Genomic DNA, 19849 nt, shown 5'->3' with positions numbered 1-19849 from the left:
GGGCATGCGGGCCGGAAAGCCCGCATACCCGGCGCGGAGGCCGCTTCTGGCACTCTGACGGGCGTCACGACGGGGAGGCGGGGGCGACAGGTGGAAGGGCTCAGCCGCACCCAGCGGTCATTGGACCACGATCAGGTGCAGCGTTTTGTCGAGGCGTCCGTCGGCGCGGACCGGCGCGTGGTGGACTGCGGTCGGCTCGAAGGTGGCGGCTTCGCGACGGTGTGGCGGGTGGCGCTCGACGACGGGCGCGCTGTGGTGTTGAAGGTGGCACCGCCGCCCGACGCACCGCTGCTGCGCTACGAGCGGGGCCTGTGCGGCGCCGAGGCCCGGTACTTCCGCCTGGTGGCCACGTACGCGCCGCAGGTGCCGGTGCCACCGCTGCTGCACCACGGCACCGATCCGGACCTCGGCGAGTGGCTGGTCAGCGGCCTGCTGCCGGGACGGTCCCTCTGGGAGTGGTCGGAGTCGGAGCGGCACCTCGACGACGCCCCGGCCCGCTACGACTTCGGCGCCGCGATCGCCGCCCTGCACCGGGTCAGCGGCGACCGCTACGGGTACGACGGCGGCCGGGCCAGCGGTGCGACGTGGCGCCAGGCCTTCGCCGCGATGCTCGACGGCCTGCTCGCCGACGCGGCGGACTGGGACGTGCCGCTGCCTACCTCGCCGGCACGGATCCGCGAGCTGCCCGAGCGGTACGCGTCAGCCCTCGATGAGGTACGCCGGCCGTCGCTGCTGCACTTCGACGGCTGGGACGGCAACCTGCTCGCCGAACCCGAACCCGAACCCGAACCCGACGCCGACGCCGCTGGCACCCTGCGTCTGCGCGGCATTGTCGACGGCGAGCGGTTCCTCTTCGGCGATCCGCTCATGGACCTGGTGTCTCCACTGCTGTACCGGCGGGTCGAGGACGACCCCGACCATCCGTTCCTGCGTGGCTACCGCGCCGCCGCGCCCGGCCCGGTGGTCTTCGACGAGGCCGCCCTGCGGCGACTCAGCCTCTACCGCCTGCACCTGTACCTGTTGATGACAGTCGAGATGCCCAGCCGGGGAATCACCAGGGAGACTCACCTGGCGCGGTTCGAGCGACTGGCTGACCTGCTGGATCAGGAGCTGACCGAGCTGGGGCGGGCTGGGAGCGCTCAGCGCAGCGCGCGGAACAGCAGCAGGTAGGCGCAGTAGCCCAGCGGCACCAGCAGGAAGCAGATCAGGAACCCCAACGGCAGGTAGCGCGGCGGGGTGCCGGCCACCGTGTGGGGCCTCCCCCACCGGCCCAGCACCAGGTAACCGCCGAAGAACGCCAGCGCCGGCAGCCCGGCACAGATCCACGCGCCGAGCGTGAAGCCGTCGACAAGGCCGACGCCGGAGGCGAGCACAAGCGTCAGCATGAGCACCCCGGCGGCCGCCCCGCAGCCGGCGTACACGGCGACAGCCCGCGCCAGCGGCGACCACGTCGGCAGCAGCGCCGGCCGCTGGGCCAGCAACTCGGCCTGCTGCCCGTGGCGGTCCGCCTCGTCGGCCATCCGCCGCGCCAACTCAAGCTCCATCGCCGGGTCGACCGCCGCCGCGCGCTGCGCCGGCACCCCGACGCCCACCGGGCTCGCCGCCGTCGGCAGCGCCAGCCGCGCCTCAGGCATCTGGGGGTACGCCTCGACACCCGACCGCCCCGACGGGCCGGCTACGCCGGCGGACCCGCCGTCCCCCGACCCGGGTGTGGTGGGCGGGCCGGGCCAGGCGGCGGAGGGCCCGGTTGCCGCCGGCGGGCCGAACGGGGCGCCCGCACCCGAGACGGGCGCGTCATTACCCGGGCCGGCGGGCGGCTGGTCGATGCCGATCGCGCGGCCGAGCTGGTCGAGGCGGTGCCCCTGGGCGGTCAACCGCTGGTGCAGGTAGTCGGCGGTGGCGTGCAGGTCGCGGCGGCGTTCGGATTCGGCGGCGGCGTCCCGCTCGCCGGTGCGGCGCTGCTCGGCGAGCTGTCGGGCCAACGCCGCGTACTCCTCGAAGGACACCGTCACCGCTCCCCGTCCGGCTCGTGCCCGTCCCGGGCGAACGGCACGATCAATCTGGTGCGCTGGTCGTGCCTGTCGACAAGCAGCGCCCGGTCGGCGCGCGGCGTGTAGGCCAGGTCGTGCACGCCCAGGTGCAGGGCCAACTCCGGACCGGGCACGTTGAGCGCGACGAGGCAGGCGACGTCGTCGCGGTTCTGTGTGCCGCCGAGGTCGTCGGCGAGCCGGCGCAGCCCACGCCACCAGCCGAGCAGGTGCACACCCTGGGCGGGGCCGTGGCGCAGCAGGGTACGCAGGTCGTCCAGGCCGGAGCGGAAGGTCACCGGGTCGGCCGCCGCGAGGACCGGCGCGGCGGCGTCCATGCCGAACACCACAAGGTATTCGCGGCCGGGCGGCTCGGCGGCCAACGCGGCGATCCGGTCGCGCAGCCCGGCGGTGTCCAGGCGGTGCACCGGGTGACCGGCTGCCCGCAGGGCCGCTTCGGTCTCGTCGACGACCGGGTCGGCGGCGCTGACCAGCGAGGCCAGCTGGAACCGTGCGTCGCCCGGGATGTGCTGGCGGGCCAGGCTGAGTGTCGCGGCACGCAGCACGTCCGCGCCGCCCGGTGTGGTGCCGACGACCGCGAGGTGCCGGCCCGGAGTGCTGTCCATGAGGAAGAGCGCCGTGGTGCCGTGCACGTCGACAGTCCGACCGACGAGTGCCATCGGGCGGCGGCCACCGGGGCGCAACCCCGCGAACGTGGGATCGTCCTCGACGCGCGCCGCCTCGTACCCCTTGAAGACCGCCGGTGCGCGCGAGCCCGGCGGGCGGGCCTGCCACAGCTCGTGGCGCAGGGCGGTGAGGTCGGCGGCGGCGGCGTGCGCGTCGGGGAAACGCAGCACCGTGTCCGCGCCGACCGCGCCGGCCGCGGTGTTGACCACGGCCGAGCCGATCGGCAGGGCCGCCGCTGCGTCGTTGAGCGGGTCGAGCACCCCACCTCCGCCGGGCAGCGCCACCCGCAACGCGAACTGCCCGAAGATCGCCTCGGCCCGCCCGTAGAGGGCCTCGATGCCGGTCATGCTCTGGCTGGCCAACACCAGGTGTACGCCGTAGGAGCGCCCCTTGCGGGCCAGCTCCTCCAGCAGGTCGACGGACTCGCGGGCCAGTGCGTCGTTGCCGGCGAGCAGTACGTGGAACTCGTCGATGACCGCCACGATGCGCGGCAGCGCGTTGGCCGGGGGCAGGTCGGCGAGTTTGGTGACGCCGTGCCGTTTGAAGGTGGTGGCCCGGCGCTGTGCCTCCCGGCGCAGTTCACGAAGGACGGCGAGGCCGTACTCGCGGTCGGACTCGATGCCGACCGCGCGGGCGTGCGGCAGCCAGGACGGGTCACGCCCTGTGGGCACGAACTCGGTGAAGCTGACACCCTCCTTGAAGTCGAGCAGGTAGAGCTGAAGCTCAGCCGGTGAGTAGCGGGCGGCCAGCCCGTAGAGGACGTCCAGGAGGAAGACTGTCTTGCCGGCACCGGTGCGCCCGCCCACCAGCCAGTGCGGGGTGGCGTCGTCGAAGGCGACAGTCAGTGGGGTGTCGAAGGCACCCGTCAGCGAGGTGTTGGCGGTTGCGGTCAGCGGGCCGGAGCCGGCACGGCCGATGACGGTCCGCAGGCCGTTGCCTGCGGATTCGGCCCAGCGCCGCTCGGGCAGCAGGTCGGCGAAGGGCAACGCTTCGGTGCGCCGGGCGGCGGCGCCGAGGTGCTCGGCGAGCGCGCGTACCGAGGCGGGGGGCGGATCGCCGTCGAGCCGCACGGGCGCGGCGAGGCCCTGCCCGTCGACGCTGAACGGGATGCCGGGCGGGTCGCCGACGTGCGCGTACCCCTCGGTGAGCCGGATGGCGGTGGTGCCACCCAGCGGCGGGGAGGTCTCGCCGGGCAGCCGGGACGGGTGGCCGGCGAGCAGCACGCAGACGGCGGCGGCCGGGCCTGCGTGGGTGAGCGCGGCGAGCCGCGCCAACTCGCGCGGCGGTGGGGCGGCGGTAGCCACCACAAGCAGCAGTTGCCTGTTGTGCGGCTCGGCGTGCTGCGCGGCGCGGGCGTGGCGTTCGGCGGCGGCCAGCAGGGCCGTCACCTCGGCGTCGGTGCTGGCCGGCGGGTCGAGCACACCGGCGTCGAGCAGCGGACGCAACGGACCGAACGTCGCGCCCAGCGCGGCGGTGTCGATGCCGGCGACCCGGACGTGCCCGGGTGGCGCGGTGGCGACCAGCCGCAGCACCAGCGCGCGCAGCAGCGCGGCGACCCGGGGATCGCGGGCGTCGGTGTCCAGCGCCAGGTGGTGCCCGCCGCCGAGTGGCACGAGCACCGGGAAGCCGCCATCCGGAGTGGACGCCTCGCCGACCCGGACGGCGGCCGGGGCGTCGGTCACTGTGGTGGCGCCCGGTGTCGGGGTGGCGAGGGTGCCGCCGAGTCGTGCGAGGCGGGCCACCAGGTCACTTCCGCCAGCCGGTGAGGTGGGGGGCGGGGCCGCGCCGAGCGCGCCCCGGGCGGTGTCGAGGTGGACGCGGGCCGCCCGGTGGGCGGTGACCGCCTGCCCGTACGCCGACGCGAGCCTGCCCACGCTCTGCCTCCCACGCCACGGCCGTCCGGTTCGCCGAAACCCTAACGGACGGCGGTGACACCGGCACAGTACCGACGCGGCGCACACGGGTCGGGTCGGCGCGCGGCGGTCGACGGTCCGCGGTGGACCGTCGACCGCCGGGCACTGGGTACGGGTCAGCCGGTTACCGCGTTCAGCGCCGGCAGGTAGCCGTAGCGGTAGCCGTCGGCGTCCGGGTGGTACGCCTCGATGATCCCCGAGATGTCGTTGATCCACGGGTCGCCGGCGCAGACGCCGTGCCCGGAGAAGTAGCCGCGGGTGTCGGCGAAGGTGGCGCCGGCCGCGCTGGCCCGGCTCGCGGTGACCGAGGCGAGCACGTCGGCCGCCTCGTTGAGGATGGTGCGCTTGTAGGTGCTCATCGCCAGCCAGCCGCAGGAGTTCGTCTCGAACAGGCGCGGATAGCCCAGGACGATCAGTCGGGCGTTGGGCGCCCGGTTGCGGATGGCGGCGTACGTGGCGTCGAGCCGGGCGGGCAGCGTCGAGGTGGCGAAGCTCTTGGCGGTGTTGACGGCGTTGGTGCAGGACGACGTGCTGCCGAACCGGCAACTGGTGATGACGTTGACGAAGCCGGCGTCGTTGCCACCGATGGTGATGGTGACAAGTGTGGTGCTGGCGCTGAGCGCACTCACCTGGTCGTTGAGGACGTCGGCGGTGACCGCACCGCCGCAGGCCCGGAAGTTGAAGCTGGTCACGCCGTGGGCTGCCGCCCAGAGCGGGGCGTACGACTTCTGGCTGCGCAGGCAACCCGACGTGTCGTACGGGCCGGCGCCGACACCTGAGGAGTAGGAGTCGCCGAGCGCGACGTAGTTGACGGCGGCGGCCTGCGCGGTGCCGGGAACCAGCACGGCGCCGAGGGCGGCGGCGAAGAGGGCGACAAGCGCGGCGAGGGCGCGGGCCAGCGGGCGGTGGGGCATGACGGACCTCCACAGGACAGGGGTGGTGGGATCCTGCGACCGCGCGCGTGGCCAGGGACGGAACAGTTGTTACTAGGCGGTAATGCTAGCGAAACATGCACATCAATGGAATAGCTCGTCAGCACCGCGCGGCGGGCCAGCGACGTTCACGGTCGTCGATTAGGTTGGCCCTGCGAACACTCGATGGAGGGAGTCCACCCGGTGCGACGAATCCTCACGGCGGCCACCGCCGCCCTGACCCTCACCACCGCCGGCACCATGCTCGCCGGCACCTCCGGCCAGGCCGCGCCGACCGCCTGGGGGCGGCCCAGCGTCATGGTCGCGCCGCAACCCGGCGCGCCCGGCCTGGGCGACAGCTATTTCCCCGACTACGGCAACGGCGGCTACGACGTCTCGCACTACGACGTCCGGCTGCGCTACGAGCCGGCCACCGACCGGCTCACCGGCACCACCACGATCCTCGCCACCGCGACACAGGACCTCTCCCGGTTCAACCTGGACTTCCTGCTCGACGTCGAGTCGGTCCGGGTGAACGGCTGGGAGGCCAGCACCAGCACCGAGGGCGCGCACGAGTTGGTGGTCACCCCGGCCCGCACGATCACCCGGGGTCAGCAGCTGACGATCGTGGTGCGCTACAACGGAATCCCGTCCGAGACGCTCATCGGTGGCTACACCGGCTGGACGCGCACCGACGACGGGGCGCTCGCTGTCAACGAGCCCGAGTCGGCGTGGTGGTGGTTCCCGAGCAACGATCATCCCCTGGACAAGGCCACATTCGACATCTCGGTCTCGGTGCCCACCGGTGTCGAGGTGATCAGCAACGGCGTGCAGCCCCGGCCACCGCTGGCCGAGCCCGGCAACCGCACCCGGTGGATCTGGCGGACCACCTCCCCCACCGCCACCTACCTGGCCTTCATGGCCATCGGCCAGTACGACATCGTCACCGACACCACGCCCGGCGGCCAGCCGGTGATCAACGCGTACAGCACGTCGCTGGGCGCGCTCGGGCCGGCCGCGCGGGCGAGCATCGAGCGGACCGGCGAGATCGTCGACTGGGCGAGCGGGATCTTCGGCCCGTACCCGTTCGAGGCGCAGGGTGGCGTGGCCGGGCCCGTCGACGGCATCAGCTTCGCCCTGGAAACGCAGACCCGACCGGTGTACGGCCCGGGCTTCTGGCGGCGCGGCGCCAACACGTACGTGGTGGTCCACGAGAACGCCCACCAGTGGTTCGGTGACTCGGTGTCGGTGACCGGGTGGCGCGACATCTGGCTCAACGAGGGCTTCGCCTCGTACGCCGAGTGGCTGTGGTCGGAGGAGCAGGGCGAGGGCACCGCGCAGGAGGTCTTCGACTTCACCTACGCCAGCTACCCGGCCGATTCGGAGTTCTGGCAGGTGCTGCCTGGCGACCCGGGTGCGGCGGGGATCTTCGACGACGCTGTCTACGACAGGGGCGCGATGGCCCTGCACCAGCTCCGGCTGGCGGTCGGCGACGACGCGTTCTTCGCGATCCTGCCGGCCTGGACCGCCGAGCACCGCTACGGCAACGGCACCATCGCGCAGTTCCAGGCCCTCGCCGAGCGGATCTCCGGACTGGACCTGGACGAGTTGTTCACCACCTGGCTGTTCACCGCCGGCCGGCCGGACGTGGCCTCGGCCGCCCGCAAGGCCGGCCCGCCGGCCGAGCCGAAGTCCTGGGCCAAGATCCGCGAGGCCCACGACCTGCTGAGGCACTAGCCCCGTCCGTCGACCCGGAAGGCCCGCCGCCCCACGCGGCGGGCCTTCCGCGCGTCCAACCTCGACCGTCGGGGACGTCGGCCAGTCACCGTCGCAGCGGCGGTACCTCGACCGGCCTCAGCGCATCCGGCGGATCACCGCGCGGCGAGCGGCTGCGCGGCCGGGCCGACCGGAGCGGGCAGCGCCCCGCCAGCGCCCAGGAAGCCATGGATGGCGGCGGCCACCGCACGGCCCTCGGCGATGGCCCAGACGATCAACGAGGCGCCCCGGTGCATGTCGCCGGCCACGAACACGCCGTCGACGTCGGTCTGCCAGTCGTCCCGGGCGTCGATGGCACCCCGAGCGTTGCGGGTCACCCCGAACTGGGTCAGCAGCGGCTGCTGCTCGGTGCCCTCGAAGCCGATCGCCAACAGCACCAGATCCGCCGGCAACTCCCGCTCGGAGCCGGGCACCACGGTGACCACCCGCCGACCGTCGTGCTTCTCCACAGTCACCTCGGCGATCCGGACCGCCCGCACCTGACCGGTGCCGTCGTCCACGAACTCCTGCACCGCCACCGCGAAGACCCGCTCGCCACCCTCCTCGTGCGCCGGGTAGCTGCGCAGGAGCCAGGGCCAGGTCGGCCACGGGTCCCGTGCCTCGTCGCGCTCGCTGGGCGGCTGCGGGTACAGGTCGAGCTGGTGCACGCCAGCGGCACCCTGCCGGTGCGCGACACCGAGGCAGTCAGCGGCGGTGTCACCGCCGCCGATGATCACCACGTGCTTGCCGGCAGCGTCGATAGGAGTGCCGTCCGGCAGCACCGCGCGGGCCGCCCGGCCCTCACCGGTGACAGTGGTGGCGTCAGGCTGGTCGATGGTCGCCGCGGCGACCGCACGATTGGCCGCGACCAGATGCGCCATCGCCTGGTGTACGCCCCGCAGCGCCCGCCCCGGGGTCTCCGGAGTGTCCCGGCCCTGCAACGCGCCGCAGGCCAACAGCACCGCGTCGTGCTCGGCGCGCAACTGCTCGGCGGTGACGTCGACACCGACGTTCACACCGGTGCGGAAGCGCACCCCCTCGGCGGCGAGCTGCGCCAACCGGGCGTCGATGTGCCGCTTCTCCAGCTTGAAGTCCGGAATGCCGTACCGGAGCAGACCACCGATCGCGTCGTCGCGCTCGTACACAGTCACCGCGTGACCGGCGCGGGCCAGTTGCTGGGCAGCGGCAAGGCCCGCCGGCCCGGAGCCGACCACGGCGACCGACCGGCCGGACGGCGGCGGTACCGGCAGGGGCGTCAGGCCACGCGCCGCGGCGGCGTCGGCGATCTCCACCTCCACCTGCTTGATGGTCACCGGCTGCCCGCCGGCGATACCCAGCACGCAGGCCGCCTCGCAGGGCGCCGGGCAGAGCCGACCGGTGAACTCGGGGAAGTTGTTGGTGGCGTGCAGCGACTCCACGGCGGCGTCCCAGCTGCCGGTGCGGACCAGGTCGTTCCAGTCCGGGATCCGGTTGCCCAACGGGCAGCCGTCGTGGCAGAACGGGATGCCGCAGTCCATGCACCGGGTGGCCTGCTCGCGGACCAGTTCCTCGCCGGCCGGTGGGTACACCTCACGCCAGTCGCTGATCCGCACCGACACCGGGCGGCGGGCCGGCAGTCGCCGGTCGTAGCGCAGGAAACCGTTCGGGTCAGGCACGGGCCACCTCCTGGGCGACCACCCGCGAAGCGGGCGGAACGGGCGCGGCCGAGGGTGCGCTGAGCGCGCCCATCACCGCGTCGTCGACATCGCGGCCGGCGGCTTCGGCGGCCCGCATGATCTCCAGCACCCGGCGGTACTCGCGGGGCACCACAGCGGTGAACTCGGCCACCGCCTCCGGCCAGCGCTTGAGCAAATCCTCGGCGACCGACGAGCCGGTCTCGGCCACGTGCCGCTGGACCAGCTCGTGCAGCAGCGCCTGCTCCTGCTCGCCCAGCGGCGTCAGGTCGACCAGCTCCGCGTTGACCCGGGCCCGGTCCAGCCGGTGCACGTACGCCGTACCGCCGGACATGCCTGCGGCGAAGTTACGGCCTGTCGCGCCGAGCACCACCACCGTCCCGCCGGTCATGTACTCGCAGCCGTGGTCGCCCACACCCTCGACCACCGCGACCGCGCCGGAGTTGCGCACCGCGAACCGCTCACCCACCCGGCCCCGCAGGAAGACCTCGCCTGCGGTGGCCCCGTACAGGATGGTGTTGCCGGCGATGATCTGGTCCTCGGCGCGCTCGCCCGGTGCGGCGTCGGCGTCGAGGAACGGCGCGGCGGCGTCCGGGCGGACGACGATCCGCCCTCCGGAGAGGCCCTTGGCCACGTAGTCGTTGGCGTCGCCGTGCAGCCGCAGGGTCACCCCGCGCGGCAGGAACGCGCCGAACGACTGCCCAGCGGTGCCGTGCAACACGAACTCGATGGTGTCGTCGGGCAGCCCCGCGCCACCGAACCGGCGGGTCACCTCACCGCCGAGCATCGCGCCGACGCTGCGGTGCTCGTTGCGCACCGCCACCTCGACCCGCACCGGCGCGCCCGAGGTCAGGGCGGGCTGCGCGAGCGCGATCAGCTCGTTGTCCAGGGACAGCTCCAGGCCGTGGTCCTGGGCGCGTACGCCACGGCGGGCCGCGCCGGCGGGCAGCTCCGGCAGGTGCAGGACCGGCGCGAGGTCGAGCCCGTGCGCCTTCCAGTGCGTCACCGCCGGGGCCACGTCGAGCAGCTCGGTCTGCCCGATCGCCTCCTCGATCGACCGGAAGCCCAGCTCGGCCAGGTAGCCGCGGACCTCCTCGGCGAGGAACAGGAAGAAGTTCTCCACGAACTCCGGGGTGCCCGTGTACCGCTCCCGCAGCACCGGGTTCTGGGTGGCGATGCCCACCGGGCAGGTGTCCAGGTGGCAGACCCGCATCATCACGCAGCCGGAGACGATAAGCGGCGCGGTCGCGAAGCCGAACTCCTCCGCGCCGAGCAGCGCCGCGATCAGCACGTCCCGGCCGGTCTTGAGCTGGCCGTCGACCTGCACAGTGACCCGGTCGCGCAGCTTGTTGAGCAGCAGCGTCTGCTGCGCCTCGGCAAGCCCCAGCTCCCACGGGGTGCCGGCGTGCTTGAGCGAGTTCAGCGGGGACGCACCGGTGCCACCGTCGTGACCGGAGATCAGGATGACGTCGGCCTTGAGCTTGGCCACGCCTGCGGCGACGGTGCCGACACCGACCTCGCTGACCAGCTTGACGTGCACCCGGGCGGCCGGGTTGACGCACTTGAGGTCGTGGACGAGCTGGGCGAGGTCCTCGATGGAGTAGATGTCGTGGTGCGGCGGCGGCGAGATCAGGCCCACGCCGGGGGTGGCGTGCCGGGTCCGGGCGATCCACGGCCAGACCTTGTTGCCGGGCAGTTGGCCGCCCTCGCCGGGCTTGGCGCCCTGGGCCATCTTGATCTGGAGGTCGTCGGCGTTGACAAGGTATTCGCTCGTCACGCCGAAGCGGCCGCTGGCGATCTGCTTGACCGACGAGCGGCGCAGCGGGTCGTGCAGCCGGTCGACGTCCTCGCCGCCCTCGCCGGTGTTGGACTTGCCGCCGAGGCGGTTCATCGCGATGGCGAGCGTCTCGTGCGCCTCCGCCGAGATCGACCCGTACGACATGGCGCCTGTGGCGAACCGCTTGACGATCTCGGTGGCCGGCTCGACCTCCTCGATCGGCACCGCCGGCCGGACCCCCGTACGCAGGGTGAACAGCCCACGCAGCGAGCCCGCCTGCGCGGCGAGCGCGTCGACCTTCGCCGTGTACTTGCGGAAGACGTCGTACTGCCGGCTGCGGGTGGCGTGCTGGAGCAGGAAGACCGTCTCCGGGTTGAACAGGTGCAGCTCACCTTCGCGGCGCCACTGGTATTCGCCGCCGACCTCAAGCCGGTCGGAGGCGGGGGTGCCGGCCTGCGGCCAGGCCAGGGCGTGCCGGGCGGCCACCTCGGCGTGCACACCCGCAAGGCCCACTCCGCCGATGCGGCTGGGCGTGCCCCGGAAGTAGCGCTCGATCAGCCGGGTGTCCAGCCCGACCGCCTCGAAGACCTGGGCACCGCAGTACGACGAGACCGTCGAGATACCCATCTTCGACATGATCTTCAGGACGCCCTTGCCGAGGCCCTTGGCGTAGTTGCGCACCGCGACGGCCGGCTCGACACCGGTCAGCGCGCCGGTGGCGATCATGTCCTCGACAGACTCGAACGCCAGGTACGGGTTGACCGCCGCCGCGCCGTACCCGATCAGGACAGCCGCGTGGTGCACCTCCCGGCAGTCGCCGGACTCCACGATCAACGCCACCTGCGTACGGGTCTGCTCACGCACCAGGTGCTGGTGCACTGCGGCGGTGAGCAGCAGCGACGGGATCGGCGCGAGATCGGCGTTGGAATCCCGGTCGGAGAGCACCAGGATGCGTACGCCGTCCTCGATGGCCTCGGAGACGTGCCGGCAGATCTCGGTCAGCCGGGCCTTGATGCCGGCGGCGCCCTCCCGGATCCGGTACAGGCCGGAGACCCGGACCGCTTTGAAGCCGGGCAGGTCACCGTCCTCGTCGATGGAGAGGATCTTCGCCAGCTCGTCGTTGTCGATGATCGGATGCGGCAGCACGATCTGCCGGCAGCTCGCCGCGTTCGGGTCGAGCAGGTTGCCCTCCGGCCCGATCGTCGACGCCAGGCTGGTCACCAGCTCCTCGCGGATGGCGTCCAACGGCGGGTTCGTCACCTGGGCGAAGAGCTGGTGGAAGTAGTCGTAGAGCAGCCGCGGCCGGGTGGACAGCGGCGAGATCGGGGTGTCCGTTCCCATCGAGCCGATCGGCTCGGCGCCGGCGCGGGCCATCGGCGCGAGGAGGATCTTCAGTTCCTCCTGCGTGTAGCCGAAGGTCTGCTGGCGGCGGCGGACCGAGTCATGGGTGTAGACGGTGTGCTCGCGGGCCGGCAGGTCGTCCAGCTCGATCAGCCCGGCGTGCAGCCACTCGCCGTACGGCTGCGCGGCGGCCAGTTCGGACTTGATCTCGTCGTCGTGCACGATCCGGCCCGCGACGGTGTCGACAAGGAACATCTTTCCCGGCTGGAGCCGCCCCTTGGCGACCACGTGGGCCGGGTCGAGGTCGAGCACGCCCGCCTCGGAGCCCAGCACGACAAGGCCGTCGTCGGTCTGCCACCAACGCCCCGGGCGCAGCCCGTTGCGGTCCAGCACCGCGCCGACGATCTGGCCGTCGGTGAACGCCACCGACGCCGGCCCGTCCCACGGCTCCATGAGGCTCGCGTGGAAGCGGTAGAAGGCCCGCTTGTCCGGCTGCATGCCGGGATCGTTCTCCCACGCCTCGGGGATCATCATGAGCACCGCGTGCGGCAGGCTCCGTCCGGCCAGGTGCAGCAGCTCCAGGACCTCGTCGAAGTTCGCCGAGTCGGAGGCGGCGGGGGTGCAGACCGGGAAGACCCGCCGGATGTTGCCCGGTACGTTGGGCGAGCGCAGCAGCGCCTCGCGGGCCTGCATCCAGTTGCGGTTGCCGCGGATCGTGTTGATCTCGCCGTTGTGGGCGATGAACCGGTACGGGTGCGCCAGCGGCCAGGACGGGAACGTGTTCGTGGAGAACCGGGAGTGCACGAGCGCGATCGCGCTGTCCACCCGCTCGTCGCGCAGGTCCGGGTAGAACTCCGGCAGTTGGTCGGGCGTGAGCATGCCCTTGTAGACCATGGTCCGGCTGGACAGCGACGGGAAGTACGCCGGCACGCCCCGCTCGGCGCTCTCCCGCTCGGCCTGCTTACGCAGGCAGAACGCCACCCGGTCCAGGTCGATGTCGCGCAGCGGGGTGCCGGCCCTGCCGGCGGGCGAGTCGGTGAGACGACGCGCGGCGAGGAAGACCTGCCGAACCCGGGGCATCGCCGCCAGGGCGGTCTCGCCGAGTCCGGACGGCTCGACCGGTACGTCCCGCCAGCCGAGGACGTCGGCCCCCTCGACCACCGCGTACTTCTCGATGACCCGGCGGGCGCGAGCCTCGTCGTCGTCGTTGTCGGGGAGGAAGACCAGGCCGGTGGCGTACTCGCCGGCGGGCGGAAGCGCGATGTCGGCCACCGCGCGCAGGAACGCGTCCGGGACCTGGATCATGATGCCGGCCCCGTCGCCGGTGTTGGGCTCCGCGCCGCGGGCGCCGCGATGGTCCAGCCGGCAGAGCGCTCCGAGCCCGTTGGCGACGACCGAGTGTGACCGTCGACCGTGCAGGTCCGCTACGAAGGCCACCCCGCAGGCGTCGTGCTCGTGCGCCGGGTCGTAGAGCCCCTGCGCGGACGGGCGGGGGCCGGGCGTCGGCAAAGCCTGCGGGCTCTGCGGGTACGGAAAGGCCACCGGGCCTCCTGTCGTCACTCAGGGTCTGATCATGGTGAGGGACGACGTCGGCCCGGGGTCTATTGAGTCTACGTTAGGGCGGTCAGCGCAAGGCCAGTCAAGATTGATCACACCGCCCAGAGTCTGGGACGTGTAGTCTCGCGCGGTGGATTCGCTACACAAGGACGTCTTCGACCGGTTGGAACGCTTCTACGACGCCGTGCCCCGGGACGTCGCAGCTGTGGAGGACCACGGCGCGCTTGTGCTGTTCGTCCGCGAGGGCGACGGTTGGCCGTTCTACGCCCGACCCCGGATCGACGCCAATGAGCCGCCGTCCCTGGCCGACATTACCTCGGTACGGGAGCGACAGCGGAAACTGGGCCTGCCCGAGTCCCTCGAGTGGGTGCACGAAACCACGCCTGAGCTGCTGGCTGTGGCCCGCTCGGCGGGGCTGAACGTGCTGGAGGCGCCGCTGATGGTGCTCGATCCGGCCGCGCTGCCGGACCCGGCGACGCTGTGCGACGTACCGGTGCGGGTGCTGGCGGCAGACTCACCGGACTTCGCCGCCGACGTCGCGGCCCGGCGGGCGGTGGCCGCCGTGTCGTTCAGCACCCCCGGCACCGCGCCCGGTGAGGCCGGACCGGCCGAGCGGGACGCGGCCGTCACCGAGTTGGAGCTGGCCGCGCTGGAAGAGGAGCGCGCCCGGATCGCCGACGGTCGGCGGATCTCCGCGCTGGCCGGTACGCCCACGGAGGGCGCGCTGGCAAGCGGCATGGCGATGCGTGTGGACGACGTGGCGGAGATCGCCGGGGTGGCCACCCTGCCTGCCGCCCGCCAACGCGGGATGGGCGCCGCGCTGACCGCCGCCCTCGCCCGGGTGCTGCTCGCCGCCGGCACCGACCTCGTCTTCCTGTCCGCTGGCAGCGAGGAGATCGCCCGCGTCTACCTGCGGGTCGGCTTCCGCCGGATCGGCACCGCCTGCATCGCCGAACCCGCCGCCCTGATCCCCTGAACCCGGGGAACGGTCAGGCCGGCGGACGCCACTGGACTGCGGACGCGGCGGTGCTGGAGAGCAGCCGCGAGTTGATCGTGCCGAGTGCGGCGTCCCGGGCGCGCAGCGCCAGCCGGCCCCGGGTCTGGAGCACCGCCGACATGCGCCGGGTCTGCCGGACCACTGACGCCGCCCGGGGACGGCGCACCCGGTCGTACGCCTGCACGGCGTCGGGCAGTCGAGCCTCGCGCAGCAGGGAGGCGAGTGTGGCGGCGTCCTCGAATGCCAGGCACGCGCCCTGGCCGAGGTGCGGCGGCATGGCATGCGCCGCGTCACCGAGCAGCACCACACCGCCCGGCCCGACCGGGAAGCCGTACGCGCGGGGCAACGGGCGCAACTCCCGGACCTCCTGCTGGACGAGGTCGGTCGGGTCGGTGGCGTCGAGCAGGTCGGCGATCGGCGCCGGCCAGCCCGCGTACCAGCGGCGCAGCAACGCCAGCTGGGTCTCCGGAGGCTCCGGACGGGGAGCGCCGGCTGCGGTGGCCACCCAGTAGATGCCGCCCCGGGTGGAGCCACCCGACGAGCCGCGCTCACCCAGCGAGGCGGCCACGAACCGGTAGCCCGCGCCGAGGACCTCGCCGGCGATCGGCTGGTCGGCGGGCAGCCGAGGTGCGCGGTACCAGGGGATGACGGCTCGCCAGGCCGCGCAGCCGGAGCTGACCACCCTGGACTCGGGTGCCAACTGGCGGCGAATGACGCTGTCCGTGCCGTCCGCGGCGACCACCAGGTCGGCCTCGATGGTGTGCCGCCCGTCGCTGACGCCCGGGCGCTCGCCCGGCTCGACCCGGACGTGGCGCACTGTCACACCGGTACGCAGTTCGACACGGTCACCGAGCCCGGCGATCAACGCGTCGTGCAGGTCCTCCCGGTGCACCACCACCGGCATCCGCTCGACCGAGGTCGGCCGAGGCTGCACCAGCCAGTGCCCGTCCGGGCGGCGGACCCCACCGTCGGGCAGCGGGGTGGCGATGGCGGCCAGTCCGGCGCCACGATCGAGGGCCTGCAACGCGCGTACCCCGTTGGGCCAGAGCACGACGGCGGTCGGCTCGGGGCGGACCCGCTCGGCGCGGTCCAGCAGGGTGACCTGCCAACCGGAGCGGGCCAACGCGCCAGCGACCGCGAGGCCACCGACCCCGGCACCGACCACCACCGCGCTTCGCATCGGTATCGCCCTCGCTCAGCTGTCCCGGTCGGCGGGGCGCGCGTCGGCCCGCTCGCCGTCGTGCGCGTCCCGCGTGCCGTCGGTCCGCGCGGGGTCACCGGTCGGTGCCGGCTCGTCGCTCCCGTCGTCGTCGCCGTCGGCCGGTTCGGGTGGTGCCACGCCGGTGTCCTGCCAGGTGCGGAACTGTTCCTCGCTTACCACCCGGTAGCCCTCCGGGGCGGCGGCGCGCGCCCCGGCCTCCTGCTCGGAGAGGTCGACCTGGGACACGTCGGACGTCGTGGGCGGAGTCGGAGTGGCCGCCGCGCCGAGCGGGATCAGGTACTCCCGGGGGCCACGGACCCGCACGAAGTAGAGCAACGCGCCGAGGAAGACCAGGGCTGCGGTCCATACGTTGAGCCGGACACCGAAGATCTGGTTGGCCTCGTCAGTGCGCATCAACTCGATCCAGAACCGACCGACGGTGTAGCCCATCACGTAGACGGCGAACGCCCGGCCCCGACCGAGCCGCAGCTTGCGGTCCAGCACGAGGACCAGTGCGACCACGCCGAGGTTCCACAGCGCCTCGTAGAGGAACGTCGGCTGGTAGAGGCCCGGTTCGAGAATCGGCTGGCCGGCGTCATCCCGCAACGCGTGCCCCGGGTTGTCCGGGTCCATCCGGTGGATCTCCAGGCCCCACGGCAGTGTCGTCCGGCCGCCGTACAACTCGTTGTTGAACCAGTTGCCGACCCGCCCGACCGCCTGGGCCAGCGGCAACCCGGGGGCAAGCGCGTCGGCCACCACTGAGAACGGGATGCCGAGCTGCCGGGCCGCGATCCAGGCGCCGATCGCGCCACCGGCGACGGCACCCCAGATGCCGAGACCACCCTCCCAGATGGCGAACGCCTTCATCGGGTCGCCACCGGCGCCGAAGTATTTTTCCGGCGAGGTGAGCACGTGGTAGATCCGTGCGCCGATGATGCCCGTGGGCACGGCCCACACGGCGATGTCGAGCACCGCTCCGGGCGCGACACCCCGCTGGCGCAGGCGACGCTCGGTGACCCAGCAGGCCAGCACGATGCCGACGATGATGCACAGCGCGTACGCCCGGATCGGAACCGGCCCGAGCTGCCAGACCGCGGTGCTGGGACTGGGAAGAGCCGCCTGGGGGGACAGCGAGGCGTAGGTCACGGGTGCACACGCTACCGCTGTCCACCCCCGCAGCGGCACCCCGGGCCACCGCCCGGCCATCCCGATGACTTCTGGTTTGCGCCGCCGTAGGCTCTTTGTCCATGAGCACGCTCACCTGGGCGGTCGCCGCGGTCGTCACCGACGCCGCCGGTCGGGTACTGCTCTGCCGGCAGGGTCGGGGCGAGCGCCGGTACGCGCTGCCCGGCGGCCGGTTGCGCCCGGCGGAGAGCCCGGTGCGGGCGGCGCTGCGCGACATCCGCGCCGAGACCGGCTGGGAGATCGAGCTTGTCGACCTGGTCGGCGTCTACCACCTGAGCGGCCCACCGGCGGACACTCCGGCCGGCCGGGCCGGGCCGCTGCCGGACGTCCTGGTGCACGTGTTCCGGGCCCGCGCGGCGGAGGTCGGGCCGAGCGCCGGCCCGCCGCCGGGCTGCCGGCTGTCCTGGCATGCCCCCAGCGAGCTGCCCGATGAGGTCACCCCGCTCACCCGGGCGGCCGTCGTCGACGCGGTCGCCGGCCGCTCCGGCGTTCTTCGCGAAACCACCTGGGCTACCGGCTCCGGGGATCCCGCCAGCCATGGCGGGCGGGCGGGAGCCGGGCGGCCGCCGGAGCAACGCGGCGAAGCAGCGACAGGCCCGTCGCTGCGTCCGTGACCGTGCCGGCACTGCTGTCGACCGCCCCCGGGCCGGTGCTACGTCTTCGAGCCTGATTCCTGTGAGTCATCAAAATGACTCACAGGAATCAGGCTCGGAAGGAACTGACCGCCGAGCCCGCTCACGTCCGTCGTGGGGGGCGTCACTCAGCGAACGGGGTTACGGACGCCCTCGGCGAGTTCGGCGCTGAGGGTACGCAGCGCGGCCATCCCTTCGGCCTCGGACGACGCGTCGAGCACGCAACGCACCAGAGCGCTGCCGACGATCACTCCGTCGGCGTACCCGGCGACAGTGCCTGCCTGCGCGCCGGTGCCAACACCCAGACCGACACCGACGGGCAGGTCGGTGACCTCCCGGACCCGGGAGACCAGGGTGGGCGCGGCATCGGAGGTACGTGCGCGGGCACCGGTGACGCCCATGACGGCGGTGGCGTAGACGAAGCCACGGCAGTGCTGCACGGTCATCGCCAGCCGGGCGTCCGTCGACGACGGCGACACCAGGAACGTGCGGTCAAGCCCGTGGGCTTCCGAGGCGGCCAGCCACTCGTCCGCCTCGTCGGGGATGAGGTCCGGGGTGATCAGGCCGGTGCCACCGGCGGCGGCGAGGTCGCGGGCGAACACGTCCACGCCGTACCGCTCGATGGGGTTCCAGTAGGTCATGGTGACCACCGGGGCGCCCGTGGCCGCCACCGCCTCGACGATGCGCAGCGTGTCCGCCGTGCGGACCCCGCCGGCGAGCGCGATGTCGCTGGCCTTCTGGATGACCGGCCCGTCCATCACCGGGTCGGAGTACGGGATCTCCACCTCGATGACGTCGACACCGGCCTCGACCATCGCCGTCATGGCCGCGATGCTGCCCTCGACTGTCGGGAACCCTGCCGGCATGCATCCGACCAGCAGGGCTCGTCCGTCGGCCCGGGCCTTGTCGAAGGCCACCCCGATCCGGCTCATCTCAGCTCTCCTTGTCGAGGATGCCGAAGTAGTCCCCGGCGGTGTGCACGTCCTTGTCGCCCCGCCCGGAGAGGTTCACCACGATGGTGGGCTCCCGGCCCAGCTCGGCGGCGAGCTTCGGCGCCAGTGCGACGGTGCCGGCGAGCGCGTGCGAGCTCTCGATCGCCGGAATGATGCCCTCGGTACGGCAGAGCAGCTGGAACGCGGCCATCGCCTCGTCGTCGGTGACCGGCAGGTAGTTGGCCCGACCAGTGTCGTGCAGCCAGGCGTGCTCGGGCCCGACGCCCGGGTAGTCCAACCCGGCGGAGATCGAGTGCGACTCCAGCGTCTGCCCGTCGGCGTCCTGCAACACGTACGTGCGGGCACCGTGCAGCACCCCGGCCGACCCGCCGGTGATGCTGGCCGCGTGGCGGGTGGTGGTCACGCCGTCGCCACCGGCCTCGAAGCCGTACAGCCGCACGTCCTCGTCGGGAACGAAGGCGTGGAAGATGCCCAGCGCGTTGGAGCCGCCGCCGACGCAGGCGGTGACCGCGTCCGGCAGCGCGCCGGTGAGGTCGAGGCACTGCTGGCGGGCCTCGTCGCCGATGCCACGGACGAAGTCGCGGACCATCGCCGGGAACGGGTGCGGCCCGGCGGCGGTGCCGATCAGGTAGTGCGTCTGGTCGACGTTGGCCACCCAGTCGCGCATCGCCTCGTTCATCGCGTCCTTGAGGGTGCGCGAGCCGGTGGTGACCGGGACGACCGTGGCACCGAGCATCCGCATCCGGGCCACGTTGAGGGCCTGCCGCTCGGTGTCGACCTCGCCCATGTAGACCACGCACTCCAGGTCGAACAGGGCGGCGGCGGTCGCGGTAGCCACGCCGTGCTGGCCCGCCCCGGTCTCCGCGATCACCCGGGTCTTGCCCATCCGCCTGGTGAGCAGTGCCTGACCGAGCACGTTGCGCACCTTGTGCGCCCCGGTGTGGTTCAGGTCCTCCCGCTTGAGCAGCACCCGCGCGCCGACCTTCGCGGAGAACCGCCGGGCCTCGTAGAGCAGCGACGGCGTCCCCGCGTAGTCCCGCAGCAACGCGCCGAACTCGTCCCGGAAGGAATCGTCGGTCATCGCCGTGCGCCACGCCCCGTCGAGCTCGTCCAGCGCGGCCACCAGGGCCTCGGGGACGAACCGGCCGCCGAAGCGGCCGAAGTGACCGGCGGAGTCGGGCTGCGGGCCGGCCACCGGGGCCAGCGCATCGGCGCTCATCGGAAATCCTCTCGGTGGGGC

General features: G+C 73.0%; 13 protein-coding genes. 4 read left to right on the top strand and 9 right to left on the bottom strand.

The window, feature by feature from the left end:
* Positions 1-120: 120 nt before the first annotated feature.
* On the top strand, positions 121-1170 hold the full coding sequence (locus ADK66_RS21805; RefSeq protein WP_231640121.1) for a phosphotransferase family protein: 1050 nt from the start codon (positions 121-123) through the stop codon (positions 1168-1170).
* Here ADK66_RS21805 and ADK66_RS32360 read toward each other — a convergent pair.
* From ADK66_RS32360 to ADK66_RS21790, 3 genes are all read right to left on the bottom strand, one after another.
* Entirely contained in the window at positions 1140-2006 is an 867-nt protein-coding gene (locus ADK66_RS32360) for a hypothetical protein (protein ID WP_082377599.1), read from the bottom strand. The genes ADK66_RS21805 and ADK66_RS32360 overlap by 31 nt on opposite strands.
* A gap of 2 nt (positions 2007-2008) precedes the next feature.
* The gene (locus tag ADK66_RS21795) at positions 2009-4588 is read right to left on the bottom strand and encodes an FtsK/SpoIIIE domain-containing protein (protein ID WP_053658191.1); all 2580 of its coding nucleotides are present in this window, start codon (positions 4586-4588) and stop codon (positions 2009-2011) included.
* A 155-nt stretch (positions 4589-4743) separates the two neighbouring features.
* Positions 4744-5541 carry an SGNH/GDSL hydrolase family protein gene (locus ADK66_RS21790; protein WP_053658189.1) on the bottom strand — a complete coding sequence of 266 codons (798 nt, stop codon included), beginning with the start codon at positions 5539-5541 and terminating at the stop codon, positions 4744-4746.
* A 183-nt stretch (positions 5542-5724) separates the two neighbouring features.
* Here ADK66_RS21790 and ADK66_RS21785 point away from each other — a divergent pair, with 183 nt between their 5' ends.
* On the top strand, positions 5725-7275 hold the full coding sequence (locus ADK66_RS21785) for a M1 family metallopeptidase (RefSeq protein WP_369814815.1): 1551 nt from the start codon (positions 5725-5727) through the stop codon (positions 7273-7275).
* Positions 7276-7409: 134 nt separating this feature from the next.
* On the opposite strand, the gene ADK66_RS21780 is transcribed toward ADK66_RS21785, so the two are convergent.
* Together ADK66_RS21780 and gltB are read right to left on the bottom strand one after the other, a co-directional pair.
* Positions 7410-8948, bottom strand: coding sequence for a glutamate synthase subunit beta (locus ADK66_RS21780; protein ID WP_053658187.1), 1539 nt, complete (start codon positions 8946-8948; stop codon positions 7410-7412).
* On the bottom strand, positions 8941-13626 hold the full coding sequence (gene gltB, locus ADK66_RS21775) for a glutamate synthase large subunit (RefSeq protein WP_053658186.1): 4686 nt from the start codon (positions 13624-13626) through the stop codon (positions 8941-8943). The genes ADK66_RS21780 and gltB overlap by 8 nt, the downstream gene beginning before the upstream one ends.
* Positions 13627-13771: 145 nt before the next feature.
* Here gltB and ADK66_RS21770 point away from each other — a divergent pair, with 145 nt between their 5' ends.
* A complete protein-coding gene (locus ADK66_RS21770; protein ID WP_053658184.1) occupies positions 13772-14617 on the top strand; it encodes a GNAT family N-acetyltransferase in 846 nt (281 codons plus the stop codon).
* Between the two features lie 13 nt (positions 14618-14630).
* Here the strand turns inward: ADK66_RS21770 and ADK66_RS21765 are convergent, their stop codons facing one another.
* Positions 14631-15818: an NAD(P)/FAD-dependent oxidoreductase gene (locus ADK66_RS21765; protein ID WP_053658180.1), complete on the bottom strand. Its 1188-nt coding sequence runs from the start codon at positions 15816-15818 to the stop codon at positions 14631-14633.
* A 15-nt stretch (positions 15819-15833) separates the two neighbouring features.
* Positions 15834-16985 (bottom strand): prolipoprotein diacylglyceryl transferase, encoded by a 1152-nt coding sequence (gene lgt / locus ADK66_RS21760; protein ID WP_053658177.1) that lies wholly within the window; start codon positions 16983-16985, stop codon positions 15834-15836.
* 101 nt (positions 16986-17086) lie between these two features.
* On the opposite strand from lgt, the gene ADK66_RS21755 reads away from it, so the two are divergent.
* On the top strand, positions 17087-17638 hold the full coding sequence (locus tag ADK66_RS21755) for an NUDIX hydrolase (RefSeq protein ID WP_053658175.1): 552 nt from the start codon (positions 17087-17089) through the stop codon (positions 17636-17638).
* A gap of 146 nt (positions 17639-17784) precedes the next feature.
* On the opposite strand, the gene trpA is transcribed toward ADK66_RS21755, so the two are convergent.
* Both trpA and trpB read right to left on the bottom strand, forming a co-directional pair.
* Positions 17785-18588 carry a tryptophan synthase subunit alpha gene (gene trpA, locus ADK66_RS21750; protein WP_053658173.1) on the bottom strand — a complete coding sequence of 268 codons (804 nt, stop codon included), beginning with the start codon at positions 18586-18588 and terminating at the stop codon, positions 17785-17787.
* A gap of 1 nt (position 18589) precedes the next feature.
* A complete protein-coding gene (gene trpB / locus ADK66_RS21745) occupies positions 18590-19828 on the bottom strand; it encodes a tryptophan synthase subunit beta (protein WP_053658171.1) in 1239 nt (412 codons plus the stop codon).
* Positions 19829-19849 lie beyond the last annotated feature (21 nt).

It is taken from the genome of Micromonospora sp. NRRL B-16802, from assembly GCF_001279555.1.
Lineage (GTDB): Bacteria > Actinomycetota > Actinomycetes > Mycobacteriales > Micromonosporaceae > Micromonospora > Micromonospora profundi.
The sequence above is the reverse complement of the archived record's forward strand: the minus strand, read 5'-3'. Positions and strand labels throughout refer to the sequence as shown.